Annotated in this window: 21 protein-coding genes and 1 pseudogene; 9 read left to right on the top strand and 13 right to left on the bottom strand. The window is 44.9% G+C overall.

Annotation, left to right across the window (positions count from 1 at the left end):
- Position 1: 1 nt before the first annotated feature.
- From FTT64_RS11025 to FTT64_RS11015, 3 genes are all read right to left on the bottom strand, one after another.
- Positions 2–1,282, bottom strand: coding sequence for an MFS transporter (locus FTT64_RS11025; protein ID WP_005178035.1), 1,281 nt, complete (start codon positions 1,280–1,282; stop codon positions 2–4).
- Positions 1,283–1,539: 257 nt separating this feature from the next.
- The gene (locus tag FTT64_RS11020; RefSeq protein ID WP_180182387.1) at positions 1,540–2,745 is read right to left on the bottom strand and encodes an acyl-CoA dehydrogenase; all 1,206 of its coding nucleotides are present in this window, start codon (positions 2,743–2,745) and stop codon (positions 1,540–1,542) included.
- A 15-nt stretch (positions 2,746–2,760) separates the two neighbouring features.
- The gene (locus tag FTT64_RS11015; RefSeq protein WP_005178038.1) at positions 2,761–3,915 is read right to left on the bottom strand and encodes an acyl-CoA dehydrogenase family protein; all 1,155 of its coding nucleotides are present in this window, start codon (positions 3,913–3,915) and stop codon (positions 2,761–2,763) included.
- Between the two features lie 482 nt (positions 3,916–4,397).
- Between FTT64_RS11015 and FTT64_RS11010 the strand changes: the two genes are divergently transcribed.
- Complete coding sequence (locus FTT64_RS11010; protein WP_034597686.1) at positions 4,398–5,234, top strand: IclR family transcriptional regulator; 837 nt, start codon at positions 4,398–4,400, stop codon at positions 5,232–5,234.
- A gap of 225 nt (positions 5,235–5,459) precedes the next feature.
- On the top strand, positions 5,460–7,172 hold the full coding sequence (locus FTT64_RS11005; RefSeq protein WP_180182386.1) for an electron transfer flavoprotein-ubiquinone oxidoreductase: 1,713 nt from the start codon (positions 5,460–5,462) through the stop codon (positions 7,170–7,172).
- A gap of 235 nt (positions 7,173–7,407) precedes the next feature.
- Here FTT64_RS11005 and FTT64_RS11000 read toward each other — a convergent pair whose 3' ends face one another.
- Together FTT64_RS11000 and FTT64_RS10995 are read right to left on the bottom strand one after the other, a co-directional pair.
- On the bottom strand, positions 7,408–9,162 hold the full coding sequence (locus FTT64_RS11000) for a bifunctional protein-serine/threonine kinase/phosphatase (protein WP_180182385.1): 1,755 nt from the start codon (positions 9,160–9,162) through the stop codon (positions 7,408–7,410).
- 62 nt (positions 9,163–9,224) lie between these two features.
- On the bottom strand, positions 9,225–10,034 hold the full coding sequence (locus tag FTT64_RS10995; protein WP_005178046.1) for a formate/nitrite transporter family protein: 810 nt from the start codon (positions 10,032–10,034) through the stop codon (positions 9,225–9,227).
- A 292-nt stretch (positions 10,035–10,326) separates the two neighbouring features.
- On the opposite strand from FTT64_RS10995, the gene cynS reads away from it, so the two are divergent.
- A complete protein-coding gene (gene cynS, locus FTT64_RS10990) occupies positions 10,327–10,776 on the top strand; it encodes a cyanase (protein WP_180182384.1) in 450 nt (149 codons plus the stop codon).
- 209 nt (positions 10,777–10,985) lie between these two features.
- Here the strand turns inward: cynS and FTT64_RS10985 are convergent.
- Both FTT64_RS10985 and FTT64_RS10980 read right to left on the bottom strand, forming a co-directional pair.
- Positions 10,986–11,252, bottom strand: a pseudogene (locus FTT64_RS10985) (KGG domain-containing protein); the annotation flags it as partial.
- 437 nt (positions 11,253–11,689) lie between these two features.
- Positions 11,690–12,931: an MFS transporter gene (locus tag FTT64_RS10980; protein ID WP_016658127.1), complete on the bottom strand. Its 1,242-nt coding sequence runs from the start codon at positions 12,929–12,931 to the stop codon at positions 11,690–11,692.
- Positions 12,932–13,589: 658 nt separating this feature from the next.
- Here FTT64_RS10980 and FTT64_RS10975 point away from each other — a divergent pair.
- The 3 genes from FTT64_RS10975 to FTT64_RS10965 all read left to right on the top strand — a co-directional run bounded on the left by FTT64_RS10975 (position 13,590) and on the right by FTT64_RS10965 (position 15,047).
- A complete protein-coding gene (locus tag FTT64_RS10975) occupies positions 13,590–13,829 on the top strand; it encodes a DUF2171 domain-containing protein (RefSeq protein WP_104471337.1) in 240 nt (79 codons plus the stop codon).
- A gap of 90 nt (positions 13,830–13,919) precedes the next feature.
- Positions 13,920–14,801, top strand: coding sequence for an SDR family oxidoreductase (locus FTT64_RS10970; protein ID WP_227554616.1), 882 nt, complete (start codon positions 13,920–13,922; stop codon positions 14,799–14,801).
- Positions 14,802–14,882: 81 nt separating this feature from the next.
- Positions 14,883–15,047: a hypothetical protein gene (locus tag FTT64_RS10965; RefSeq protein WP_016658124.1), complete on the top strand. Its 165-nt coding sequence runs from the start codon at positions 14,883–14,885 to the stop codon at positions 15,045–15,047.
- Positions 15,048–15,146: 99 nt separating this feature from the next.
- On the opposite strand, the gene FTT64_RS10960 is transcribed toward FTT64_RS10965, so the two are convergent.
- From FTT64_RS10960 to FTT64_RS10935, 6 genes are all read right to left on the bottom strand, one after another.
- Complete coding sequence (locus tag FTT64_RS10960; RefSeq protein ID WP_227554615.1) at positions 15,147–16,550, bottom strand: iron-containing redox enzyme family protein; 1,404 nt, start codon at positions 16,548–16,550, stop codon at positions 15,147–15,149.
- A 315-nt stretch (positions 16,551–16,865) separates the two neighbouring features.
- Positions 16,866–18,029 (bottom strand): fatty acid desaturase, encoded by a 1,164-nt coding sequence (locus tag FTT64_RS10955; RefSeq protein ID WP_373685942.1) that lies wholly within the window; start codon positions 18,027–18,029, stop codon positions 16,866–16,868.
- 17 nt (positions 18,030–18,046) lie between these two features.
- Positions 18,047–19,069: a ferredoxin reductase gene (locus FTT64_RS10950; protein WP_180182380.1), complete on the bottom strand. Its 1,023-nt coding sequence runs from the start codon at positions 19,067–19,069 to the stop codon at positions 18,047–18,049.
- Between the two features lie 372 nt (positions 19,070–19,441).
- Positions 19,442–20,731 carry a DcaP family trimeric outer membrane transporter gene (locus FTT64_RS10945; protein WP_104470194.1) on the bottom strand — a complete coding sequence of 430 codons (1,290 nt, stop codon included), beginning with the start codon at positions 20,729–20,731 and terminating at the stop codon, positions 19,442–19,444.
- A 106-nt stretch (positions 20,732–20,837) separates the two neighbouring features.
- On the bottom strand, positions 20,838–22,220 hold the full coding sequence (locus FTT64_RS10940) for an aromatic acid/H+ symport family MFS transporter (RefSeq protein WP_005178072.1): 1,383 nt from the start codon (positions 22,218–22,220) through the stop codon (positions 20,838–20,840).
- A 291-nt stretch (positions 22,221–22,511) separates the two neighbouring features.
- Entirely contained in the window at positions 22,512–23,426 is a 915-nt protein-coding gene (locus tag FTT64_RS10935) for a LysR family transcriptional regulator (protein ID WP_005178075.1), read from the bottom strand.
- 118 nt (positions 23,427–23,544) lie between these two features.
- Between FTT64_RS10935 and FTT64_RS10930 the strand changes: the two genes are divergently transcribed.
- The 3 genes from FTT64_RS10930 (at position 23,545) to catA (ending at position 26,043) form a co-directional block, all read left to right on the top strand.
- Complete coding sequence (locus FTT64_RS10930) at positions 23,545–24,654, top strand: muconate/chloromuconate family cycloisomerase (protein WP_016658119.1); 1,110 nt, start codon at positions 23,545–23,547, stop codon at positions 24,652–24,654.
- Positions 24,655–24,665: 11 nt separating this feature from the next.
- Complete coding sequence (gene catC, locus FTT64_RS10925; RefSeq protein WP_005178078.1) at positions 24,666–24,956, top strand: muconolactone Delta-isomerase; 291 nt, start codon at positions 24,666–24,668, stop codon at positions 24,954–24,956.
- A 166-nt stretch (positions 24,957–25,122) separates the two neighbouring features.
- Complete coding sequence (gene catA, locus FTT64_RS10920) at positions 25,123–26,043, top strand: catechol 1,2-dioxygenase (RefSeq protein WP_180182379.1); 921 nt, start codon at positions 25,123–25,125, stop codon at positions 26,041–26,043.
- Positions 26,044–26,110: the final 67 nt, after the last annotated feature.

Genomic DNA, 26,110 nt, shown 5'->3' with positions numbered 1-26,110 from the left:
ATTAATCTGCTTTTTGTGGGTCAAATAAACGATCTTTAATAAAGAGCGCGGGAATCAGACCACAAAGAAAATAGGCAACGCCCATAATCAGTAAACCGGTACCAATTGATCCACCTTGAGCAAAGTAACCAATGGTTAATGGCGCGAAAACTGCACCTAAACGGCCCACGTTGTAGGCACCACCCACCGCGGTCCCACGAACTTTGGTCGAGAAACTTTCCGTCATATAGGTCGCGTTAATACCGTATGGGATGCCATACAGGAAACCGAAGAACAGCATCAACCAAAGGATATTGTCTGGGGTATTGCCAAATACAATAACTGGAATAAAGATCGCGGTGCCCATGGTCCCGAAGGCAAATACAGCACGACGGCCAATACGGTCAGCAATATAACCGGCAATGACTTTGGTACACATCATGATCAGGAATGTGCCAATCATGTACATGGTCATTTCTTTAAACTTGATGCCCAGATCAGATTCTAAATAAGCCGGCAGCCAGTTACTTACACCGTAATAACCAAACTGTAAAAATGCGGTACTGAATGACCAGAGAATGAACATGCGACGGCTTAAGGCATCTTCAAACACCATTTTGAAGGTATTTTTTGGCTTTTCCTGAACAATACCGCTGGCTTTTGCTTCTTGGCGTGCTTTACGCGCATCGAGCCAAGCCTGTGGTTCTGGCACCAAAAAGTGCATCACTACAGCCAATACAATTGGAATAATGGCGATGTAATACAGATAACGCCAGCCATATTCTGGCAATAACCAGCCTGCTAGCGCCGTGGCCACCACCGAACCTAAGGTCCAGCCGGTCATTAAAGCCGCCAGTACCGTCGAGCGATGCTTGGTTGGCACGTATTCTGCCATGAGCGTGTTACAGGCAATATATAAAGCCCCTAAGCCAATTGCAGAGATAAAACGTAACCACTTGAATTGATCATAGCTTTCTGCGAATCCTAACCAGCAGGTTAAGGTTGAAAAGAGCGCAATAGCAATCACAATCACGCGAACTCGCCCAAAGCGGTCACAAGCCCAACCACCAAAAAAGCCACCAATGGCCATTCCAGCAAGTGTCCAGCTACCTAAGGCACCCGCCTGCATATTCGTTAATGAGAATTCCTGTTTAAGACTGGTCAGACTATAGGCCAATAAGGCAATATCTGCCCCATCCACCAATAATGCTAAAAACGAGAAAATAAAGGCTAAAATCCAGACTTTTTTCTTTGGTCTGTTTTCACCTTCCAGCTGGTGTTGTTGGGAACTGATTGTGTTCATAGCGTCCTTAATATTTCTTTAGCATTCCTGTGCCTGCAGAACTTTTGAGATAACTTATCATCCTGTGATGAGATGATGACTGTTATTCAAACCCTGATTCTGGCTTGGAAAATAATTAAAAACATCCAGTTTTTATTTCCATTTTCCGACTTCATTTTTTGGTATTTACTCTTGCCAGATGAAGTTAAATCATGGTCAAAGTCCATAAAACAGCAGGAGTTCTAGCCAGCAAATGCCGGCTAGAGAGGATCAATTTTTTAGTTAACAAACGCAGCAATTCCGGTCTGTGCACGGCCCAGAATTAAGGCATGTACGTCATGGGTACCCTCATAGGTATTCACTACTTCCAGATTCACCAGATGACGCGCTACACCAAATTCATCAGAAATGCCGTTACCACCCATCATGTCACGGGCCAAACGGGCAATATCCAGTGCCTTGCCACAGTTATTACGCTTGATTAAAGATGTTCCTTCAATCGAGGCAATACCTTCATCTTTCATGCGGCCAAAACGTAATGCTGCCTGCAAGCCAAGAGCAATTTCAGTCTGCATATCGGCCAGTTTTTTCTGGATTAACTGATTGGCAGCCAAAGGACGACCAAACTGTTTACGGTCCATGGTGTACTGATGTGCGGTATGCCAGCAGAACTCTGCCGCGCCCATCGCACCCCAGGCAATGCCGTAACGGGCACTGTTCAGACAGGTAAATGGACCTTTTAAGCCACGGACTTCCGGGAAAGCATTTTCTTCTGGGACAAATACGTTATCCATCACAATTTCACCGGTGATGGAAGCACGTAAACCGACCTTACCGTGAATCGCCGGGGCAGACAGCCCTTCCCAGCCTTTTTCCAGAATAAAGCCGCGAATGTCACCGACATTGCCTTCAGGTGAAACCTCTTTGGCCCAAACCACAAATACATCGGCAATTGGACTGTTGGTAATCCACATTTTTGCGCCCGTTAAGCAATAACCGCCATCGACTTTTTTGGCACGGGTAATCATGCTGCCCGGGTCAGAACCATGATCCGGCTCAGTCAGACCAAAACAGCCAATATATTCACCTGTGGCTAATTTTGGTAAATACTTCTGTTTTTGCTCTTCCGAGCCAAATTCATTAATCGGTACCATCACCAGCGAACTTTGTACACTGGCCATAGAGCGGTAACCTGAATCGACGCGTTCGACTTCACGGGCAATCAGACCATAGCTGACATAATTTAAACCGGCACCGCCGTACTGTTCAGGAATGGTTGGGCCTAGTAAGCCTAGCTCGCCCATTTCACGGAAAATGGTCGGATCGGTTTTTTCATGACGAAACTGTTCCAGTACACGTGGCATCAGCTTGTCCTGACAATAGGCCGCAGCAGTATCACGGATCATGCGTTCTTCTGCAGTCAGCTGCTGCTCCAGCAGGAATGGGTCTTGCCAGTCAAATCTAATTTTTGTCATGTCTATCATCCCTTCTTATTTCGATTAAGCAGTCGCTTGTTTAATCATTTCACGTGCAATGATAATTTGCTGAATCTGGGTCGTTCCTTCATATAAACGGAATAAACGCACATCACGATAGAAACGTTCAATTGAATATTCGCTGATATAGCCGGCACCACCATGAATCTGCAAGCAGCGGTCAGCAACGCGGCCACACATTTCAGTGGCAAACATTTTGGCACATGAGGCTTCAACCGTGACATTCTGACCGGCATCACGCTTACGTGCTGCATCTAGCACCATACATTTGGCTGCATAAATTTCAGCTTTTGAGTCGGCTAACATACCCTGAATCAGCTGGAAATTTGCAATTGGCTGACCAAACTGTTTACGTTCCACCGCATAATTTAAGGCATCTTCCAGCATACGTTCTGCCATACCGACGCTATAGCCTGCAATATGCAAACGACCTTTGTCGAGTACACGCATGGCTGTCTTAAAGCCAACGCCTTCAACTCCACCAATCAGCTGATCTTTATGAACGCGGCAATTATCAAAAATTACGTCACAGGTATATGAACCATGCTGACCCATTTTTTTATCAATTTTGCCCAGACTTAAACCTGGCGTACCCGCTTCAACCAAGAAAGCTGAAATACCGCTGGCGCCTTTAATTTCCGGATTGGTACGCGCCATGACCGTGAAAGTGGTGGCACGTGGTGCATTGGTAATAAAACGTTTGGTTCCATTTAAAACGTAGTAATCACCATCTTTTACCGCACTGGTTTTTAAAGATGCTGCATCTGAACCAGAATCTGGCTCAGTCAAACAGAACGAGCCAATGATTTCACCCGTTGCATAACGTGGTAAATACTTTTGCTTTTGCTCTTCTGTACCATCAATTACGATACCGCTTGAACCAATACCATTGTTGGTACCAATTAAAGAGCGGAAAGCAGCAGAAGTCCGGCCCAGCTCCATCGCCACCAGAATTTCTTCTTCCATGGTAATGCCTAAACCGCCGTATTCTTCAGGAATGGTCAGACCGAACAGCCCCAGTTCTTTCATCTGATCAACAATGTGTTCAGGAATGGCATTATTTTCTTCTACTTCATGCTCGAGTGGAACGAGCTCGTTTTTCACAAAATCGCGAATCGTTGATAGAAGTTGATCAAGCATTTCTGGATCACGAATCATAGGAATCTCCGTTTTATCTGGTTTGGGTAAATTCCTTCACCCTTATTTTCATTTCGCAATACGAAATAAATAATCACAAAATTAAGATTTCAGCAAGAAATTTTATGAAAAAATTTATTTTTTCTATAAATAAGCAAATTTTTACTGAATTTCTGTTTTGATTAATATAGAATAAAATTTCATAATACGAAATTATTTCTTTAAAAATTTAAATTTAAGGATGAATATTAATCAGAAATGATTAAGGGACCATAAAATTAGGCACTAAACGATAAAATTCATTGCTTTATTGGAGGTTTTACTCTAAAAGTACAAACGTTACTTTTATCGTGTTATAAAAATTTATCGCAACCTGTTTGGCCGCGATACAGAATAAAAATCATTTATTTTTTGTGCAATTTATCAATAATTTATGTGTTTTATTTTGTATCGTGAAACTAAGTTGCTATCATATTCATTAATTTACTCTATTTATGCTGAACATGACAAAAAATAAAACAGGTGAAATCCCTAACTTTGATGAAATTCGCTTGGATCCGATTTCGCATATTCACCGCGAAAATAATCCGCAGTTCATTGCCTCTATTGCACGTGGACTTGAGATTTTAAGATGCTTCTCGGCGACCAATCAGTTGTTAGGTAATCAGGAAATTGCGCAAATGACCAATTTGCCCAAACCGACCGTGGCGCGTATTACCAGCACCCTGGTTTCTCTGGGCTATTTAAAACAGTTGCCAAATACGACCAAATATCTACTTGATGTAGGCGTACTGGCATTGGGTTATTCGGCATTAAGCAATATTTCTGCGCGAACGCAGGCTCATCCGTTCATGGAAGAAATGTCACGCTATGCCCAGGCGCCGGTCGCCATGGCCACCCGTGACCGTCTGAATATGATTTATCTGGAAGTAGTCCATACTGACACGACCCTGACCATGCGCCGTTCGGTCGGTTCAACATTACCGATTCATTCCAGTGCCATGGGACGTGCCTGCCTAGCCGCTATGGACGTGAAAGAACGTGAATATCTGTTTGACGCGATCAAGAAAAGACACGAAGAGCAATGGACGACCATTAAACGTAATCTGGAACGTGCGATCCGCGACTATCAGGATTATGGCTACTGTCTGTCTTTAGGTGACTGGGCCAAAGATGTCAACTCTGTGGCGGTGCCATTGATTCATCCTAAACATGGTATTTTGACCTTTAACTGCGGCGCGCCTAGTTATCTGTTAAATCAGGAAAAACTGGAAAACGAGATTGGCCCGCGTCTGATTCATATGGTCAACAATATTGCGATGAATCTCAATAATATCTAAGCACATCATAATCAGGGCGACACAGGTCGCTCTTTTTATTTCGTTCGATATAACCTAATTCCAACACCGCCCTTCCCATGCAAAGCAGCTTTTCTCCTGCGCAACAAAGCTCACAAATCTAAACGTTGAATACAGTCCTATTTCAAATAAAAAGTTAAAAAATAAACTTCAAAACCGATTTATATAATGATATAAATATCGTATAGCGAAACAGGATTTCTTATTATGGAAGATATTAACCGAGAAGCCATGGAGTTTGACGTAGTTATCGTAGGTGCTGGCCCTGCGGGTCTGTCTGCGGCGATTAAAATCCGTCAACTTGCAATTGAAAATAACCTGAATGATCTGTCCGTTTGTGTCGTAGAAAAAGGCTCCGAAGTCGGTGCGCACATCTTGTCAGGTGCGGTGCTGGAACCACGTGCCATCAATGAGCTGTTCCCGAACTGGAAAGAAGAAGGTGCACCTTTAAATGTACCGGTGACAGAAGACAAAACTTTCTTCCTGCTGTCTGAAACCACTTCGAAAGAAGCACCACACTGGATGGTGCCAAAAACCATGCACAACGATGGCAACTATGTCATTTCACTCGGCAACGTGGTGCGCTGGTTAGGCCAGAAAGCCGAAGAACTGGAAGTGTCGATTTTCCCGGGCTTTGCGGCATCTGAAATTCTGTACCGTGAAGATGGCACCGTAAAAGGCATTCAAACTGGTGATATGGGTATTGGTAAAGATGGCGAGCCGACCCATAACTTTGCCCCAGGTTATGAACTGCATGCCAAATACACCCTGTTTGCTGAAGGCTGTCGTGGTCACTTAGGCAAACGCCTGATTCAGAAATTTAACTTGGACAAAGATGCCGATCCACAGCACTACGGCATCGGCATTAAAGAACTGTGGGAAATTGATCCGGCCAAACACAAACCAGGTCTGGTGATGCACGGTGCCGGCTGGCCATTGTCTGAAACCGGTTCTTCCGGCGGCTGGTGGCTCTACCACGCGGAAAACAACCAGGTCACGCTGGGGATGATCGTCGATCTGTCTTATGAAAACCCGCACATGTATCCATTTATGGAAATGCAGCGCTGGAAAACTCATCCTCTGATTAAACAGTATCTGGAAGGTGGTAAGCGTATTTCTTATGGCGCACGTGCCGTGACCAAAGGTGGCTTTAACTCGCTGCCGAAATTCACTTTCCCGGGTGGTTCTTTAATTGGTGATGATGCAGGCTTCCTGAACTTTGCCAAAATCAAAGGCTCTCATACCGCAATGAAATCCGGCATGCTTTGTGGTGAGGCAGTCTTTGAAGCAATTGCTGCCGGTGTCGAAAAAGGTGGTGATCTGGCGATTGCCCGCGTGACTGAGGGTGAAGATTTCTTTACAAAAGAATTAACGTCTTATACCGAGAAGTTCAACAACAGCTGGCTGAAAGAAGAGCTCTACAACGCGCGTAACTTTGGCCCGGCAATGCATAAGTTTGGTCAATGGTTTGGTGGTGCGTTTAACTTCATCGACCAGAACATCTTTAAAGTGCCGTTTACTCTGCATGATTTAGTGCCTGACTTCAGTGCGCTGAAAACCGTAGATGCGGTGAGCTTTAAACCGAACTATCCAAAACCGGATGGCAAGCTGACCTTTGACCGTTTATCTTCAGTATTCGTTTCCAACACCGTACATGAAGAAAACCAGCCTGCACACTTGAAGCTAACCAATGCGTCGATTCCAGTCGATGTGAACTTGCCTAAATGGGATGAGCCGGCACAGCGCTACTGCCCTGCGGGTGTGTATGAAATTATGGAAAATGATGATGGTTCCAAGCGCTTCCAGATTAACGCAGCCAACTGCGTACACTGTAAGACTTGCGACATTAAGGATCCATCACAGAACATCACCTGGGTAACACCGGAAGGTGGTGGTGGTCCGAATTACCCGAATATGTAAGGTAATTACGATGAATCAGAACGAAGCTTCTGGCTCATTTACCCAATCCTGAAGACGTTATGAATAACTCTTCACTTTAATTTTGTAGGTAATCCCAGTTCCTTCGGGAGCTGGGATTAATACATTTTAAGCGCGGATTTCATCATCAAAATGGGGCTGTATTGAAACGACAATCGCTGAGCCAAGTGACTCTGATTTTATAATCAGTCCAGCATTTAAAAATCACTGATTTAATTTAAACACTAAACATCAACGCCAAAGACAACAGCAAGCATAAAAATAACATAGCTGAAACCGCCTGCCAGAATCTAACAGGATTTTTATCCAGCAAGGAAGAATGAACCGGCTTTAAAAAATACCGGTTAGGATGCTTAAGGTCATACAGAAATTCTGACAATACCTCATAACGTTCATTTGGCATCAGGGCCAAGGCCTTATGCAAGGCTCCATCAATCCACACCGGAATATCTGGCCGATATTCTAAAATTGAATGATAACGCACCGTTTTTAGCTGTTTTAACGTCTGACAACGCGCCAGTTCGGTGCCATAGGGTAACTGTTTGCTGAGTACATAATACAGTACCACGGCCAGTGAAAACTGGTCTGAACGGGTGGAAACCGGCCGCGAGCAAAAATATTCCGGCGCCATAAAGGCCAAGGTGCCCAAAGCCGCGGCATGTTGCGGCTGTGATTCGGAAATCCCCTTGACCAGGGTCGCACCAAAATCAATCAGTTTTAGCTCTAACTGTGCATTCAGCATGATATTTTCAGGGCGAATATCCTGATGCAGCATGTCCAGCCGGTGAAAAGCCTGCAAGCCTTTAATGATCTGTTCCGTAATCTGGATGGCGGTTTCAAGCGCAATCGGCTGGCGTTGCTGATGCAACCATGTATTTAAGGTCTGGCCAGATAAATATTCATAGGTTTGAAAATAATAAGATTTACTGCGCTGATGCGGATAGGCCGCTAAAACTTGTGGATGCTGAATCCGTTTCGCCACCCACTCTTCCAGCAAAAAACGCTCCAGTGCCTGCGCATCCTGGGTTAAATCCAGTGACGGAATTTTAATGACCAGTTGCTGCTGCCGCGTCTCATCCCAAGCCAGATATAAACGGCTACGATGGTTCTGGTGCAGTACATTTTGAATCCGGTAGCCTTCAAACTGCTGACCTATGCTTAAATCCGGGGCCAGACTTAGCTGGTTGTGACTTGGCTGAAATTGTGACTGGGCCTGCTGTGGCAGCTGCTGTACCTGTACAATTTGCAGGGTTAAATTGTCAGGACTGCCCTGTGCATCAGCCAGATGGACTAGCATTTCTGCTACCTGATCAAGATCTAAAGTTTCGGAATCGTGGAGCGCATCAATGATTTGACTATCCGACAGATATTCATATACACCATCGGTCATCAACAGGAAAATATCATCCTGTGCCAACGGCAGACTTAAATAATCCACCTCTACTTTCTGCGCCACGCCCAAAGCCCGGCTTAAATAGCTTTCCCGGGAAGATAACCAGACCCGATGGTCAACACTGAGCTGTTCCAGCTGCTGCTCACGCAAGCGGTAAATACGGGCATCACCAATATGAAACAGATGTACAGTTTCATGTTTGAATACCAGCGCGCTAAAAGTGCAGACATAGCCGCGGTCTTTATCGACACGGCCCTGACTTTGCTGGGTCTGGGCATAGAGCCAGGAATTGGTGGCACGAATCACCCGATCGACCGAAGTTTTGACACTCCAGGAATCGGGCGTCGAAAAGTAATCGGCCAGAAAACTGGACACTGCGGTTTCACTGGCGATATGACTGACATTGCTGCTGCTGATACCATCGGCAATGGCACAGGCAATGCCCTTTTGCTGTGCCAGATAGCCCTCCGGAACGGCCGCGCCGTGAAAATCCTGATTGCTCTCTTTGCGGCCGGCAGCACTATATTGCCCAAGCCGAATTTGAAGTGAAGTCTGGTGTGAAGATGGCAAAGTGGACATGCACTGTTCTCAACTGGCTGGAATCTTCCCTGATTCCTGAATTCATCCTGTGTGCTTAAAACTTAGAACTCGCGTTTTGGTGCAGTGCGGACATGCGTGGTATAAAGCGCAAGACCAGTTAAAGCCAAACCACCTACGAGGTTCCCCAGCGCTACCGGTAACTCATTCCAGATAAAGTAGTCCATCACCGAGAAATCGCCGCCCATCATCATCGCGAACGGGAACAGGAACATATTCACCACCGAGTGTTCAAAGCCCATGGCAAAGAACAGCATGATCGGCATCCACATCGCAATAAACTTACCACTAACGGTGGTCGACATCATCGCGCCAATCACGCCAAGCGACACCATCCAGTTACACAACATGCCGCGAATAAAAATCGTGATCCAGCCAGCTACGCCATATTCTTTGTAGCCTAGCGTCCGGTCTTCACCAATATGTGCAATCGCCAGACCGACCTTGTTTGGTTCGGTCGAAAAGCCGTAGGTATAGACCGCTGCCATCATCACCGCCACAATCAGCGCACCAGTGAAGTTACCGACAAAGACCACGCCCCAGTTTTTCAGGATTCTGGCCCAGGTCACGCCCGGACGTTTATCCAGCCAGGCCAATGGCGTCAGGACAAATACCCCGGTCAGCAGGTCATAGCCCAGCAGATACAGCATACAAAAGCCCACCGGGAATAATAATGCACCAATTAAAGGCACGCCGGTTTGCACTGCAATGGTGACTGCAAAAACCGCTGCCAGCGCCAGAATAGCCCCGGCCATGGTGGCGCGGATCAGCACATCACGGTTTGCCATATGTAGTTTCGATTCACCGGCATCCACAACTTTGGTTGCAAATTCGGAAGGTGCAAGATAAGCCATTGCGAGTACCCCTCAACGATTGAAATTTAGCGGTGAGATGATTTGCAAATAAAAAGCGCCCAAGACGACTTTCACGTCTTAGGCGCCATTGCCTGAATCATCTAACATGTTTTAAAAATTTATGGCGTCATTGCCATCAGTTCAGTGGAGATACAGCAAGGAACGTACCAACTTTTGGTGAAAGATGAATTTACGCCATGGTCAGATTCAAGATCTGAGCTGATTTTAAGCTGGCATACATTGTGCTTTTCCCTTCTCAGTGTTTTAGCCATAAGCAGTTGAGGAAATAGATATGATTAGCCACCGCCAACAAGTGACAGACATGATTTTATCTGCCAAGGTACTGAACAATATTCAGTGGTCCAGTGTGGCGCAGGAAATTGGTTTATCCAAAGAATGGGTGACGGCAGCCTGTTTGGGGCAAATGGCCTTGAATAAGGAACAGGCCGAAAAAATTGGTCAGATATTTAACCTGAGTGATGAAGCCGTGGCCTGGTTACAGATTGTGCCGTATAAAGGCTCTCTGCCAACCAGCGTTCCGACCGATCCTTTAATTTACCGCTGGTATGAAGTGGTGAATGTCTATGGTTCTACCATTAAAGAGCTGATTCATGAAGAATTTGGCGACGGGATTATGAGCGCAATTGATTTTAGTATAGATATTCAACGGGAAAGCCATGAAAATGGCGACCGGGTAAATGTGGTGCTATCCGGGAAATTTTTGCCGTATAAATCCTATTAAGATGAGTTTGTGTTGAGCTTAAAACTCTAAGCAATCACAAAAATCTGCGCTTACCTTATTCATAAAGATGATCAAGTAAAGATCAAAACCACATTCATTCCCCCATAAAAATAGGCTTAATCTTCCCGGACAAAAACGATTGCTGTTTTATCCGGTCAGATTAAGCCTATGTTTTTTAGCAAGCTGTACTAGTCCGAGGTAAAGCGTCCATAACGGTCGCGTTTACGCGTGCTGGAAGATGAGCTGCGGCCACGGCGATCGTCATCATCATCGTCATCGCGGTTGCGACCACGGCGATTGTCATCGTTTATATGACTTCTGGCGCCGGCACGGCGTGCTTCTTCTGACGTAAACTCATGCGCATTGCCGCTGGCATGGGCTGCGCGCCCACCACGACTGGCAATTTCTCTTTGTTCATCTGGATCCATACTCGCAAATCCACGATTTGAAGTACCCTCATTACGTGTATTGGCCATGATTCACCCTTCCTGTTATTTATTTTGATTGTCTATGTTGCGACTCTTTTAAGATAAGAGTGAAAATTAAGATAAACAGCCGCGCTTTGTTTCAGATCATTGGAATGTAGCAGGTCTTTTTTATTTTAAAAAATTAACAGGCTGTATTTAAAATAGTAAAATTTTATTCTTTTAAATATCTTTTTTAATTTTTTACCATCTTTATATTTCAGCTGTTTTTATTTACAAAATGAAATAATAGACGCGTTAAGATGAAGTGGTTTATTTTCTTAATAATAAAAAATATTTAAATAGAGTCCATAATTTTTAAATATATTCTTTAGTCCCTTGATTTCACTTTCATTGTCTTATGAATTGCGGCTTAAATATAAAAAAAGCCAGTCAGTGAGCGCTGACTGGCGAAAAGGAAGACACAGATAAGTAGCTGAATGTCCGATTTAGTCGACCTGGGTAAAGCGGTTTAAGACAGCAATCGACAGCAGCAATAAGGCCACCAGCGCAAAGACGGTGCTCAGGCCAATGGCTTCACTTAAGAAACCGACCAGCGCCGGGCCACTTAATGAACCGCTATAGGCAATGGTCGATACCAGCGATAAAGCAGCCGCTTTAGGCATAATGTTCTGACGGCCAACACGGGAGAACATCACCGGCACAATATTGGAACAGCCAAAACCGAGTAAGGCATAGCCCAGCAGGACTACTGCCCAGTGCGGCGCCATCACAATAATCCCTAGACCCAAGGCCGCACACAGCGCGCTATAGGTGATGATGTTTTTCTCGCCCCACATTCTTAGTAAGCGACGTCCAGAAAAACGGCCGATGGTCATGGTAATGGCAAAGAAGGTATAGGCCAGACCGGCAAAAGAAGCGTCCATCCCAAAGTTGCTGACCAGATAAATCCCGCTCCAGTCCATTGCTGAGCCTTCTGATAAAAAGGCAATAAAACAGACCAAACCAATTAACAGAATCATCGGGCTTGGGCGAAATTTCTGCTTCGCTGATGGTGCGGTGTCTTCTGGGGCTGTGTCTGATTTTTTCTCAATTTCAGACAGGCTGTTGGGAACGGCCAGAATGGCAATAAAGGCCAGCACCGCGCTCATGATTAAAGCGCTCATTAGCGGTGAAACACCCAATGACAGCAGCACAGTCACAGTCAGCACACCAAGTAAACCGCCCAGACTGCACATACCATGGAAGCTGGACATCATATTTTTCAGGCTGTTCTTTTCAACAATCACCGCCTGTAAATTAATGGCCACCCCAAATGCACCCACCGCGGTCCCAAAGATAAACAGCACAATTGCCATGCTTAAGGCAGTACCAAATACCGTCAGTAACGGCAAAATGATCATCGCTGCAACCAGCGCAATCCCGATTAAAATACGGCAGCCAATACGCTGGATTAACAGACCGGCCGCAGGCATGGCCAGCATCGATCCAATCCCCATACAGAGTAGCAACAGGCCAAAGTCTGCATGGTTTAAAGAAAGACGTTGTTGTGCAAATGGAATGAGCGGTGCCCAAGATGCCGTACTTAAACCCAGACCAAAAAAGCTGAGTTTGGTTGCCAGACCTTGTGCATTGAGCTGGGCAGATGCATCGACGACTGTGGTTTTGGAAAACAACATGTATGTGCCACCTTCTAAAAACAGGGCATCCCATTCCAAAAAATTGTCCATAGAAAAACCCCTGCACACTTATAGAAAAATCTATAAACTTGCAGGGGCTTTTGTTGGCGGAATTATACACAATTCACAGCACTGTACAGCCCTTTTTTGTCTATTTTACAAACAATTTTGTAATGACAAAAAGTACTTCATTTTTCTCATTTTTTTGAAAAATTCCAGCTGCAATATTTTTATATAATCATTTAAAAACAAATGCTTAATAGGTTGATTGTTTTATTCAATCAGTTTAATGAGTTTTAGTGATTGCCTGAAAATTGGCTTACATACAGATACACAGCCCTGCCCTTTCAGTTTTGATTATTCCGACCGCTCAACCAGCTAGCTGTTTCAGGATTAAGCGTTTAAACCAATAAGTAGCTAGAGATCTTCTGTAGTTTATAATTTTTATTTAAAAATAATAAAATTAGATTTATAAATATATGATTTTTGATTATCTCAACTCATCTATTTCAATATAACAATAGCTTTAATTATTTAAATTTAGCCTCAATCATTTAGATATTTCATAATGTGTAATATATATCTGCATGTAGTGAATTGTTATACTCTATGGCGGAGTTGTTTCGATTTTAAATAAAGCTATTTTTATCTCTTTGAGGCGTTTAAATTAAATAGAGATATTTATTTCATCTGAATTGGAGTAATAAAAATGGCTGATATTAATTTAAATAACATTCAGAAACATAGCGAAGTTATTGCCTCATGCGGCACCCATGTCGGTACGGTCGATCATCTGGAAGGCAGCGATAAAATCAAACTGACCAAGCAGGATTCTGGCGATGGGATGCACCATTACATTCCGATCTCTTGGGTGGAAGAAATTCGTGGCAACCAGATTATCCTGAACAAGAATTCTGAAGAAGTCACCCGTCAGTGGGAAGCGGTATAACTTCTAAAAAGCACGATCTGCCCAGACTCGTGCTTTTTTATCGCTAACGATTTCATCTGATTGAGCAAAACAATAAATCGACCCTAAAATTTGGAGAACTCCATGAATCATTATCCTGACAGCCCATCTCCGCAAGAGAAACAGGAGCATCAGCCCGGTGTGCAATATAAAATGACGCCCGAACCTGAAATTATTAAAAGCAATTATCAGGGCAGTCAAAAACTCAAAGACAAGGTGGCCTTAATTACCGGCGGTGATAGCGGCATCGGCCGCTCCGTGGCAGTGCTGTTTGCCCGCGAAGGTGCCAATATTATTATTCCCTATTTAGAAGAAGATCAGGATGCGCAAGACACCAAGCGACTGGTTGAGCAGGAAGGTCGTCAATGTCTGCTGATTCAGTGTGACATGCGCCAACATGCGGCAGTGCAGCAGATGGTCGATCTGGCTTTGCAGCAGTTTCCGCATATTAATATTCTGGTCAATAATGCTGCTGTGCAATATCCACAAAAAACCATTGAAGATATTAATCCCGAACAGCTGCATAAAACCTTTGAAACCAACCTCTACCCGCTGTTTTATGTGACCCAGCTGCTGATTCCTCAAATGCAGGCCGGTGACAGTATTATCAATACCACCAGTATCACCAGCTATCAGGGCCATAATGAGCTGATTGATTATGCCAGCACCAAAGGGGCAATTACCGCTTTTACCCGTAGCCTGTCGACCAACCTGCTAAAAAATAAAACCGGGATTCGGGTGAATGGTGTCGCACCCGGCCCAATCTGGACGCCGTTAATTCCAAGCAGTTTTGATGAAGAACAGCTAAAAGGTTTTGGTGAAGATACCCCCATGGGCCGCATGGGTCAGCCAAGTGAAGTTGCGCCGGCTTATCTGTTTTTAGCCTCCGATGAAGCCAGCTATATTTCCGGTCAGGTGATTCATGTCAATGGCGGTACTATTGTCAATGGTTAACGGCATTTAAAGGCACACAAGCAATGTAGATAACATTTTGAGTTTTATTGAAACATGCAGATCTATACAGGAGTGAAACTGATGTCTAGAGGTGATAAGTCGGCCTATACCGACAAGCAGAAACGTCAGGCCCGCCATATTATTGAATCGGAAAAAGAGCGAGGCCATTCCGAAGAAGAAGCAGAACGCATTGGCTGGTCTACCGTCAATAAACAGGATGGCGGCGGTAAAAAGAAATCTCACTAAATGCCCTTCTGTTCTGCTGGAACCCTTTTAAACTTCTATAAAAATGCCAATCCTTAGGATTAGCATTTTGTTAGGTGATGACAAGTAGATCATCAGATTTTATTGAATCTGCTGCAGCGCCTGCGGGAATAAAAACTGGGTCAGTTGACGCGTGGCCCATAAACCAGTGGGATTATGATGCTGATGCGGCGCCAAGTAAGGCAACAGCAGATTGATTTTTTCTTCCGCGTTACGCGCCAGCTTCAGTTGTTGCTGCAAGGCCTGCTGTTCGCTGGAATTGAAATAATCGACAATATAATCATCGGCCTGCTGCACTGGCGTTATGGCTTTGAACGGCGCACGGCGTTCGGTATAGGCTTGAGCAATCCAGTCATAAATAATCTGCTGTTCAGCGACTGAAAATACACCGAACATTTTGCCTTCTTCATTGTGAATCAGCTGCCAGAAGCGGCTTTCACTCGGATGCTGGCCGCGTTTAATCCACTGTTTATCCTGTAATACCTGAAGGAACTCGACCACTTTCTGGTCATTGCTGAGCCATTCATTCACCGATGCTTGAGCAAAGCGGCAGCGGTTATTATGAATCAGCTTGCCGACTACAGCTTTTTTCTTGAAAATCTTTTCAATTAGCGGGGTTAAATCACTGTTTTTAATAATTTCCGTAGAGCCTAGGCCAACATCATTCAGGGCATAGCCACGTTTCAGTTTTTCAATAAACTCTGTTTTATTGGCGGCCTGACTATAGGCATATTCCAGCGCAGCGACTGAACGATGCGCGTGACCATTGTCCAGGTTATCAATGGTAATGTGCACATTAAAATACTGATGATCCAGCCCCAGCTCGGCCAGTTCATAATTACTGATCAGCAAATGCAACGGCAACTGTTCATAGCCTAAATTAAAACCAATCACTTCCGGCAGATATTGCTGCGGCGCATAGGCCAGCGCCAGTTGTACCACGGGCTGATAATAGTATTCATCTTCCAGTCCTTCGACCAGATCTTGCAGATTCAGACTGCTGAGCAATTGCTGATACATCGACACGTGATTGGCTTTGGCTGAACCGAGGCCCAGCTCTTCCAGATAAATCATAATCAGATGCTGAAAATTCGGATCAGACCAATGTTTTAAGGTGCTATACAGCCAGGAACCATCGACATATTTTACTGGCGCGACTTTCACCAGAAAGTCATAGGCTGCTGCTACATGCTGAAAGTATTCACGCTGACCACCAGCCTGACGCCGGCTTAAATACTGCTGATAGCGTTCACAATTCTGCATATTCTGCTGAAAAAGCCAGTCTTTGATCTGGACTGGCTCATCGGGTAAAGGAATAGATGGGGGATCTATCTGGTGAAGCTCGCGCTGTAAAAGCTGGGCCGAAAGCTTTTCTTTTTCTGGTGCTGGCGTGCTTTCATCCAGAAAGAAATGAAACAGCTCCCGATAGCTTTTTTGTCGTTCGAGTTTTAAGGGGCGATAACTGTTCTGAGAGACAACTGACATCTTGTTATTTTCCATTATTTTTCACTCAAACCAGCTTAGGAGATTCGCCAAAATCACCATAGTTCAGTTTTGTTAAACCACGTTAACTTGCCAGCTGCTCAAAAATAAAGCGCAGAGATATCAGAAACTTATAAAGATAATTCAGTTACATAATCGGCAAGACCGGGCGTTTTTCTGTAAAAATAGCTCATGCTCCTGTAGCGCTGTTGCACTCAAGTTTGAGTCTTGAGTAAAAAATGCAGCAGTTATGCAAAATAAAAAAGACCAAAAGACATCTTATCTTCTGGTCTTATAAAAGCTGGCTAAAATCTGCTGTTACCGGAATTTGGCTTTCAGCTGGGCCAGACAGGTACGAATCAGGTGACCGCCCTGCCCGATTTTGTCCTGCCAGTGATTTGGCACCGAACACTTGGCCAGACGCACCCAGACACTGGAAAACTGCTGGATAAAATTGGCTTCATTATAATGAATACCATATTCTGCACACAGCGCTTTAATTTTTGGCGCTACTTCGGCATAACGGTTGGCCGGCATATCCGGAAATAAATGGTGCTCAATCTGATGGCTTAAATTTCCACTTAAAATATGCAGCCACTGGGTGCCACTAAAATTACTCGAACCGCGAATCTGGCGGATATACCATTCAGCCCGGCTTTCATTTTCGGTGTTGTCGGCTTCAAAATTTTCCGCATCTTCAGTGAAATGGCCGTTAAAGATCACCGCGGATGCCCACAGGCTGCGAATCACATTGGCGACAGCATTGCCGGCAAAAACCGGAATGGCATTTGGCCCGGCAAGCAGCGGGAAAAAGACATAATCTTTGACCACCTGACGGCGCATTTTCTTTCTTAAACCGGCCGCTTCATCCCAGACCTGTTTCCAGGTTTTGGTTTTATAAACCAGTACATCTTCTAAATGCAGACGTTGCAGCCCCACATACCATTCAAAAAATACCATCAGCTGAATGGCCAGCGGAATATTCATCAAAAAACGCGGTTCCCATTTTTGTGCTTCGCTAACCCGTAGCAAGCCATAGCCGACATCGTGGTCTTTGTCGACAATATTGGTATAGGTGTGATGAATATAGTTATGGGTATATTTCCAGTCGTCTCCGGTGGCAATGGTGTCCCAGTCATAACTGGCACCGTTCAGGGTCGGATCATTCATCCAGTCAAACTGGCCATGCATGACGTTATGACCCAGCTCCATATTTTCAACAATTTTGGATAATCCGAGTAAACCAGTCCCCAATAACCATACTGGCGGAATCCAGCCGCCAAACATCAGCATCCCACGTGAGGCAATTTCACTATAGCGGACAAAATTACGGATTTTATAAATATACTGGGCATCTTTTTCCCCCAGATTGTCCATGACTTCACGGCGGATGGCTTCCACTTTGGCACCAAATTCCTGAATCTGAGCCTCGGTTAAATATTTTGACTTGCTGTTCGGATGTAACGCGGCAGGCATATTCATGTGATGTTCCCTCCAGATTATAAGTTAATCACGACAGGACTGATTGCCTGCGTCACACAAAGTTTGATTTGGGTATTATGGTTATGGTTAATTTCACCGGTCAGCAGATTACGCACGCTGCCGCTGACTTTGGTACAGGAACAGGTATTGCAAATACCCATGCGACAGCCATGGGCCGGTCTTAACCCGGCGGCTTCGGCACTGTCCAGCAAATTACTGTTGGCCTGAAAATCCTGCTGCGAGCGCAAGAACTGCACCGGCTGCGCCTCCAGAGTTTCATCTGCGGTCATTTGAAAATACTCGGAATGAAACTGCTCGCTTAAATCCAGCTGCTGACAAATCTGCTGGGCGGCCTGCATCATCGAGGCTGAACCACAAGCATAAATATGTCGCTCACCCAGTTGCTCGACCGTGTTTTGCAGTAAGCTCAAAGACAGATGCTGATGCTGTTCTACGGTATTAAAATGATGATATTTAAAATGCGGATACATCAGCGCCAGGGTTTTAATTTCGGCATGGAAGGCATCATCCCGGGTGAAATACAGCAGGTCTATCGGCTGGGTCGAGCTGACCACGGCTTTTTGTAATAAGGAATAAATGGCGGTAATCCCACTGCCCGATGCAATAAAACATAAAGATGGAACTTGTGTCGGCAGCACAAAATTGCCCTGCGGCTGGGACAGCTCCACCACAGCCCCTGCCGGTAACCGGGTCAAGGCATTGGACATTTTGCCTTGCCGTTTGATGGCCAGAATCACATCGCCGTTATCGAGCAAAGTGACAATGGAATAGCTGCGCTGCTGGCGGACCCCATTCATCGCCAGCGTGATCAGAATACTTTGTCCGGCCTGAAAACGCTGTGCCTGAAAATTCTGGTTGGGACGTAAATGAATTTTATAAAAGTCTGGACTTAATGCCTGAATTTCAACAACGCAGGCTTTGACTTTTTTCAATGCCCAGACTGGATTTATTTTTTCTGCAATAAAATCAATAAAATCTTCTCGAATCCACTCGGGTTTATACTCTACAGAAGTGCTCATAGCGGCCTCATGATTTTTTCAGTGAACGGATGTTCTTTTTTTAATGTTCATGCCCACTATATAGATTCATGATCTCGATTCCATGTGAATGCAGGACAAAACTTGTCTTTTCCTTATGTTTTAGCTGGTTTTGTCTGACAAGATTCTGCACTTTTTCGGTCCCAACTTCGATGGGAGAAGTTTTATTGTTCTGATTTGCTTTTGTGCAGGCGCAGGATTTTTCATGAAAATGTCGTATGCTTTTGTCAGACTCGGTGAAAATGCCTGATATTTTTGCTGTAATTGTCCCCCACATTAGACTTAAGTCCAAAAAAGTCTAAAAACAAAAAAGCCAGAAGTGTCCTTCCGGCTTTTTTAATCTATAGCGTGTAATTAGAAGTTATAGATGGCCACCATATTAATACGGTTGTCTTCACCTGTTTTGCTGCCATTGGCCGCAGGGACTACTGCTTCACGCTCACCATAGACATATTCCAGACCTAAGCTAACTGGCTTGATCGGGCTATAGAAGACATTGGCCCATGCCTGCCATAAGTCTTTGTTAACGCCAGTTCGTTTATCTGCTGGAGTCGCTGCCAGATAATCAGCATCCTGATCAAAGCTCATATAGCCATAACCCACTGTGCCGCGAAGTTTTTCATTAAACTTCTGGGTCAGACCGACAGTAATCGAATCAAACTCGCTTTGCTCCAGACCATTCGCCCCCTGGATGGTGCCGGTATTGGCAAAAGACACAAAACTGCTATCACCCTTCACATGGTAGTAGTCTGCTTTTAAAGTCGTGCTTGGGGTCACATCATATTTAGCACCCAAGCCCACACCCCACGCCATTTCTTCATCAGAATTGATGCGTTTTTCATGGCCCATGGCACGTGCGCTCACGCTCATGTTATCGGCGAACTGATGATTTAAGCGCGCAGTTAAAGCCGGTAAACGCTGGGTGATGCTGTTATCTTTTGGGTCTTCAGCAGCCACCACCAGATTGGTTTGCGGGCTGAATTTCGCGGTATAACGCACTTGCGGGGTACGTTTAACTGCGCCACCGGCATAGGCCAAAGCATCGACTGTTTCCGGCATATAATCCGGTACCGCAAAGTTTGACCAAGTTTGACCAATTAACCAGTTGCCATAATTTAAGTAAGCATGACGAATACGTAAGTTATCAAAATTTGAACCGCCCAAGAAGTCGACTTCAATTTTACCTTTTACGTCTTGATCACCCACAGGGCTTTTGAAATCCAAACCTAAACGTGTAGCAGAAAGCGTTGATCTTAAACGATCACTACTTTCATTATTGCCTTCTAACGCTACGGCATTAATATGGTTATATGGCAAATCTCGGCTACTGCCCTCAACCTGATAAGAACCATCCATACGGACGTTTCCATACAGGTTAAATTCAGCATTACCCAGCGTCATACCCAAGCCGCGCTTTTCAGTGCTGGCTTTTTGTGCAACAGGTGGTTGTACCGCAGTATTGGCAAGTTGGTTTAAATTCGCTTGAACCGTTTGATTTTGTTGAGCATATTGATGAACAAGTGCTTTCAGTTGTTGCACTTCCTGACGAAGCTGCTCAACTTCCTGGCTGCTTTGCGCATTGGCCATTACACTCATTGTTAAACCGACAGCAATTACTAAAGGTTTGATCATCATTGTTTTCATGGGCACACTTATCCTGTGACTATCCGTTTTTGTCGTTCCTGACAAAGTTTCATTGTTTTAAAGTTTGGCTAGCCTGAAGAACTCAAGCTAGCGGTTTGCTCAGAGATTAATGTGCAGAGCTTTTGACTGCTTTGACATTGCTGTTGGCGAAGCTTTCCTGCTTGGCTTTGGCACCATCTACCGAGACTTTCAGATTTACCATAAAGATCGCTACGGCTGCAATTAGACCAGGGATGGCAATCATCATGAAATTCATCTGGTGTGGCAGGTTTAAAGTCAGCAGTGCACCAGTCAGCACAGGCCCGACAATCGCGCCGATCCGGCCAATTCCAGAGGCCCAACCCATACCGGTTGAACGTACTGTAGTCGGGTAAAACTGTGCGACGAAAGTATATAGTAAAATTTGTGATCCAATGGTGGCTGCACCGGCAATGGCAATTAAGGTATACAGCACTGGCTGTGGACTGTTAAAGCCAAGCAGGATTAGCGCAATTGCCCCCACGGTGAACATAATGGTCAATACCGGTTTCAGATGGAAACGATCTGACAAGGCACCGCCACCAATTGCACCGACCATACCGCCAATATTCAGCGCGAACAGGAACAGCATACTTGCACCGAGTGAATAACCGGCCTGAATCATCAGTTTTGGTAACCAGCTGCCCAATGCATAGACCATTAACAGACACATGAAGAACGCAACCCAGAACATTAAGGTACTGAAGGTACGACCTTGCTGGAACAGTGCACGTAATGGGGCTTCATCACCGGCCATCACTTCATTCAGCACAAACTGGGTATTTGGCGCAATATTCTGTTCTGGAGCAATTTTTTGTACAAAGGTGCGGACCTGTTCTGTTTCACCTTTTTTAGTGAGGAACATCAGGGATTCTGGCAAGAATTTCCACAGCAGCGGTAACAGCAATAATGGTGTACCGGCTAGGTAGAACATGATTTTCCAGCCATAATCTGCCACCAGCCATGCACCTAACAAGGCAGAGGTCATCCCGCCAATGGCATAGCCACTGAACATCACGGCAACCAGAGTACTCCGAATCCGTTTTGGTGCGTATTCGGTCATCAGTGCCACCACGTTTGGCATCACGCCGCCAATACCTAAACCGGCAAGGAAACGTAAAATACCAAACTCAATCGGGTTACTGGCAAAAGCGCCCAGGAAGGTAAAGCCACTGAAAATGGCCACACAGATCATAATGGTCTTTTTTCGGCCCAGTTTATCGGAGAGCGTTCCGAAACTCATGGCACCGAACATCATCCCGAACAGCGCGGTACTGGCCAATAGCCCTGCCTCTACCGCACCAAGTGACCATTCCTGCATCAATAGTGGTAAAGCCACCCCGTAAATAACCAGGTCATAGCCGTCGAAGATAATAATTAATAAACACCATAAAAGTACGCCCCAGTGAAATGGCGTAAATTTCGCGTTATCAACCACCGTATTGATGTTTACTGAATCTGTTGTATTCACGATAAGCCTCCTGCTTGTGAAACCGTCCAAATTTTTGTAAACAATGACCCAATGCGTTATTTTTGTCCAAAACCGATTGCATATATATTCATACCTAAAAAGTTAGGCGAAAAAATTAGTTTTATAAACAATTGTTTATGTTTTAAACAATCTATCTTTATGTAAGAAATATAAATTAAAGTTTATTTTTAAGCTGTGAAACATAAAAAAAGGTCTGAACAAAAGCGCGCCGTTCAGACCTGTTGCAACTTTATCTATATAAAGGATGGAAAGAGCTAAACTTCAACGCCCTTAAATTACAGTACGATCATATTTAATCGCTTCCAGATCATAGACCTGATAAATACTGTCAAACAGCGAGCGGATATCTTCGCTTTCATCCATACTGCGAATCGCCAGGAAAATCGGGCTTTTAGCAGCATCATCGAGTAAAGGAATATAGTTCAAATGCGGCAACTGTATGGTACGCGCGCTTTCCGGGACTATACACATACCTTCGCCGGCAGCTACCAGCCCCAAAGCCAGCTGAATTTCACGCACTTCTTTTAAACTGCGCGGCTCCAGACTGTATTCGGAAAACAGGCCGCGCACTTGGGTCGAAAAATTCGGTTTGGGATGGTTTGGATAGAGAAAAATATTTTCTTCGACAATATCTGAAAGGTATATACCCTGCCGCTTTGTTGCAAATAGATGACTGTCATGCACCGCCACCATGAGCGGTTCTTCACGCAATAAAATACGTCGAATGGCCGGATCGGAAATGCGTAAACGGCCAAATCCGACATCTATACGACCTTCCTTTAAGGCCTGAATCTGGTTGGTGGTGGTCATTTCAACCAGTTCTATCTTTAAATTAGGATGTTGTTGGCGGAATAAATAGACTATTCTGGGGAGTAAACCATAAAGTAAAGAGCCCACAAAACCAATGGTCACGGTTTTCTCGACCATTCCCACCCGCTTGGTCATGGTTTTGATCTCTTCCGCATTAGACAAAAGTTTTACGGCATGCTGATAGAAAAATTGGCCTGCCGGAGTGGTCTGTAATGGGCGGCTACCGCGCTCAAATAGCTGAATTCCAAGCTCACTTTCCAGATTTTGGATCTGACGGCTTAAAGGTGGTTGCGCAATAAACAGTTTTTCAGCTGCTTTGGTAAAACTCTGTTCTTCTACCACAGCAACAAAGTATCTGAGATGTCTAAGTTCCATACCCTTTCCATACCTTTAGAATATAATAAAATGCCAAAATGATCTTCGACAGTGCGTTTCTATTCTTTTAAGGTATATCACATCAGATACACAACGCAAGATTGCGAAGAGTAAAGTGATGTATAAATCCATTGAAACCATGCTTGTCGAGATTCCGACCATTCGTCCACACAAAATGGCGGTGGCGACAATGCAGACGCAAACCCTGGTATTGGTAAAGATCTCCACAGACGATGGTTTTGTGGGCTGGGGCGAAGCAACCACAATTGGTGGATTAGGCTACGGTGAAGAAAGCCCAGAAAGCGTAAAAACCAATATTGATACTTACTTCGCACCTTTACTAAAAACATTGGCTGGTTTGAACTTTGCACAAACCATGCGCGCCCTGAAAAAGAATATTAACGGCAACCGTTTTGCCAAATGTGCCATCCAGACTGCTTTACTGGACATTCAGGCACAGCGCCTCGGTTTACCACTGAGTGAAATTCTTGGTGGCCGTTTACGTGACAGCGTTCCTGTTCTTTGGGTATTGGCTTCAGGCAATACTGAAAAAGACATCGCTGAAGCGCAGAAGATGATTGAAATCAAACGTCACAATGTGTTCAAGCTGAAAATCGGTTCTCGTCCGGTTGAAGAAGATGTTGAACACGTGCTGGCAATCAAAAAAGCATTAGGCAAAGACGTTTCTATTCGTGTTGACGTCAACCGTGCCTGGTCAGAGCTTGAAGCCATTAAAGGTATTCAGCTGCTGCAAGATGGCGGTGTTGACCTGATTGAACAGCCATGCGGCATTGAAAACCTCGATGCGATGCGTCGCCTCACCCGCCGTTTCGATATTGCCATTATGGCAGACGAATCGTTAATGGGTCCAAACAGCGCTTACCAGATTGCCCGTAACAATGGCGCATCAGTTTTTGCAGTTAAAGTGGCGCAGTCCGGCGGCCTGATTGAAGGATGTGAGGTTGGCAAAATTGCCAAGCTGGCCAATATCGACCTATACGGCGGCACCATGCTGGAAGGCCCGGTAGGAACCATTGCTTCAGCGCATGTGTTCTCGACTTTTGAAAGCCTGGCTTACGGCACCGAACTGTTTGGTCCATTGCTACTGACGGAAGAAATTTTAAAAACACCATTGCAATATCAAAACTTTGAATTGGTGTTACCAACCACTGCCGGTTTAGGTATTGAACTGGATGAAGACAAGCTTGACCGCTTACGTCGTCAATAAAGGAGCTAGACATGCTTTTCCACGTACGCATGGATGTCAATATTCCACTCGATATGCCAGCTGAACGCGCTAATGAAATTAAAGCCGTTGAAAAGGCATATTCGCAGGAATTACAGCGCCAAGGTAAATGGCGTCATATCTGGCGCATTACAGGCCAGTATTCAAACATCAGTATTTTTGATGTTGAGAGCAACGAAGAACTGCACAACCTGCTGCAAGGTCTGCCGTTGTATCCATACATGAATATTGAAGTGATGGCGCTTAACCGCCACCCATCTTCTGTCCGTGATGATGACACCTGATTCACAGTTCATATCGGTATTTTAAGAATTTAAAGCCGCTATCGGGGTAGCGACTTTAGAAATCCAAAGGGTAAATAAACAAGGATTGTGGCCAGCCAGATCAGCCAGCCAAACAAGCATTCAGGCAGCCACGACAACTATATACATACATTCAAGGAGTAATTGTATGGATCGTCAAACAATTGAAAACGTAGTTAAGGCTTGTAACGTCGACACTGCAGAGGGTCCGGTAAATCCACGCGTTCAACAGGTTGTGGTACGTCTTGTAACTGATCTTTTCCAAGCGATTGAAGACCTGGATTTAAGCCAGTCTGAAGTATGGAAAGGTATTGAAACCATTATTGACATCGCCAAAGCAGATGAATTTGCATTAATGGGTTCTGCAGTTGGTCTGGAACACTTCCTTGATCTTCGTGCTGACGAAGCAGATGCCAAAGCAGGCCTGACTGGCGGTACGCCACGTACAATTGAAGGTCCTTTATATGTTGCAGGCGCACCTGAATCAGTAGGTTTTGCACGTATGGACGACGGTTCTGAAGAAGGTCAAATCGCAACATTAATCATTGAAGGTCAAGTGACTGACACTGATGGCAACATCCTGCCAGGCGCGAAGGTAGAAATGTGGCACGCCAACAGCCATGGTAACTACTCTTTCTTAGACAAGTCGCAATCACACTTCAACCTGCGTCGCAGCATTTTAGCAGACGACCAAGGTAACTACGTTGCACAAACTACCATGCCTGTAGGTTATGGCCTGAACCCAGAAGGTCCTTTACAAGGCGTATTGAACCAGATCGCGCGTCACGGTCAACGTCCTGCACACGTGCACTACTTCATCTCTGCACCGGGTCACCGTAAATTGACAACTCAATTCAACATTGAGGGTGACAAATACTTATGGGACGACTTCGCATTCGGTACACGTGAAGGTCTGGTAGCCGTTGCTGAAGATGTGACTGATGAAGCTGAAATCGCGCGTCGTGGCTTGAAAGGTCCGTTCAAATACATCCGTTTTGATGTAGTTCTTCAGAAAGATAAAGAAGGTGCTCCTTCTACTGAAGTTGAACGCCGCCGCGCAAGCGCTTAATCATACAGGGAACCGAAATGTCTACTCCCAGACATTTCGGTGACTTACCCAAATTTGGAAAGTCGGA

It is taken from the genome of Acinetobacter sp. Q186-3 (genome assembly GCF_013420655.1).
Taxonomy (GTDB): domain Bacteria; phylum Pseudomonadota; class Gammaproteobacteria; order Pseudomonadales; family Moraxellaceae; genus Acinetobacter; species Acinetobacter indicus.
The sequence above is the reverse complement of the archived record's forward strand: the minus strand, read 5'-3'. Positions and strand labels throughout refer to the sequence as shown.

Bases quoted from the DNA above. Each gene is read 5' to 3' on its own strand.
- FTT64_RS11025 (WP_005178035.1), bottom strand. From the start codon at position 1,282: ATGAACACAATCAGTTCCCAACAACACCAGCTGGAAGGTGAAAACAGA.
- FTT64_RS11020 (WP_180182387.1), bottom strand. From the start codon at position 2,745: ATGATAGACATGACAAAAATTAGATTTGACTGGCAAGACCCATTCCTG.
- FTT64_RS11015 (WP_005178038.1), bottom strand. From the start codon at position 3,915: ATGATTCGTGATCCAGAAATGCTTGATCAACTTCTATCAACGATTCGC.
- FTT64_RS11010 (WP_034597686.1), top strand. From the start codon at position 4,398: ATGACAAAAAATAAAACAGGTGAAATCCCTAACTTTGATGAAATTCGC.
- FTT64_RS11005 (WP_180182386.1), top strand. From the start codon at position 5,460: ATGGAAGATATTAACCGAGAAGCCATGGAGTTTGACGTAGTTATCGTA.
- FTT64_RS11000 (WP_180182385.1), bottom strand. From the start codon at position 9,162: ATGTCCACTTTGCCATCTTCACACCAGACTTCACTTCAAATTCGGCTT.
- FTT64_RS10995 (WP_005178046.1), bottom strand. From the start codon at position 10,034: ATGGCTTATCTTGCACCTTCCGAATTTGCAACCAAAGTTGTGGATGCC.
- cynS (WP_180182384.1), top strand. From the start codon at position 10,327: ATGATTAGCCACCGCCAACAAGTGACAGACATGATTTTATCTGCCAAG.
- FTT64_RS10980 (WP_016658127.1), bottom strand. From the start codon at position 12,931: ATGGACAATTTTTTGGAATGGGATGCCCTGTTTTTAGAAGGTGGCACA.
- FTT64_RS10975 (WP_104471337.1), top strand. From the start codon at position 13,590: ATGGCTGATATTAATTTAAATAACATTCAGAAACATAGCGAAGTTATT.
- FTT64_RS10965 (WP_016658124.1), top strand. From the start codon at position 14,883: ATGTCTAGAGGTGATAAGTCGGCCTATACCGACAAGCAGAAACGTCAG.
- FTT64_RS10960 (WP_227554615.1), bottom strand. From the start codon at position 16,550: ATGTCAGTTGTCTCTCAGAACAGTTATCGCCCCTTAAAACTCGAACGA.
- FTT64_RS10955 (WP_373685942.1), bottom strand. From the start codon at position 18,029: ATGAATATGCCTGCCGCGTTACATCCGAACAGCAAGTCAAAATATTTA.
- FTT64_RS10950 (WP_180182380.1), bottom strand. From the start codon at position 19,069: ATGAGCACTTCTGTAGAGTATAAACCCGAGTGGATTCGAGAAGATTTT.
- FTT64_RS10945 (WP_104470194.1), bottom strand. From the start codon at position 20,731: ATGAAAACAATGATGATCAAACCTTTAGTAATTGCTGTCGGTTTAACA.
- FTT64_RS10935 (WP_005178075.1), bottom strand. From the start codon at position 23,426: ATGGAACTTAGACATCTCAGATACTTTGTTGCTGTGGTAGAAGAACAG.
- FTT64_RS10930 (WP_016658119.1), top strand. From the start codon at position 23,545: ATGTATAAATCCATTGAAACCATGCTTGTCGAGATTCCGACCATTCGT.
- catC (WP_005178078.1), top strand. From the start codon at position 24,666: ATGCTTTTCCACGTACGCATGGATGTCAATATTCCACTCGATATGCCA.
- catA (WP_180182379.1), top strand. From the start codon at position 25,123: ATGGATCGTCAAACAATTGAAAACGTAGTTAAGGCTTGTAACGTCGAC.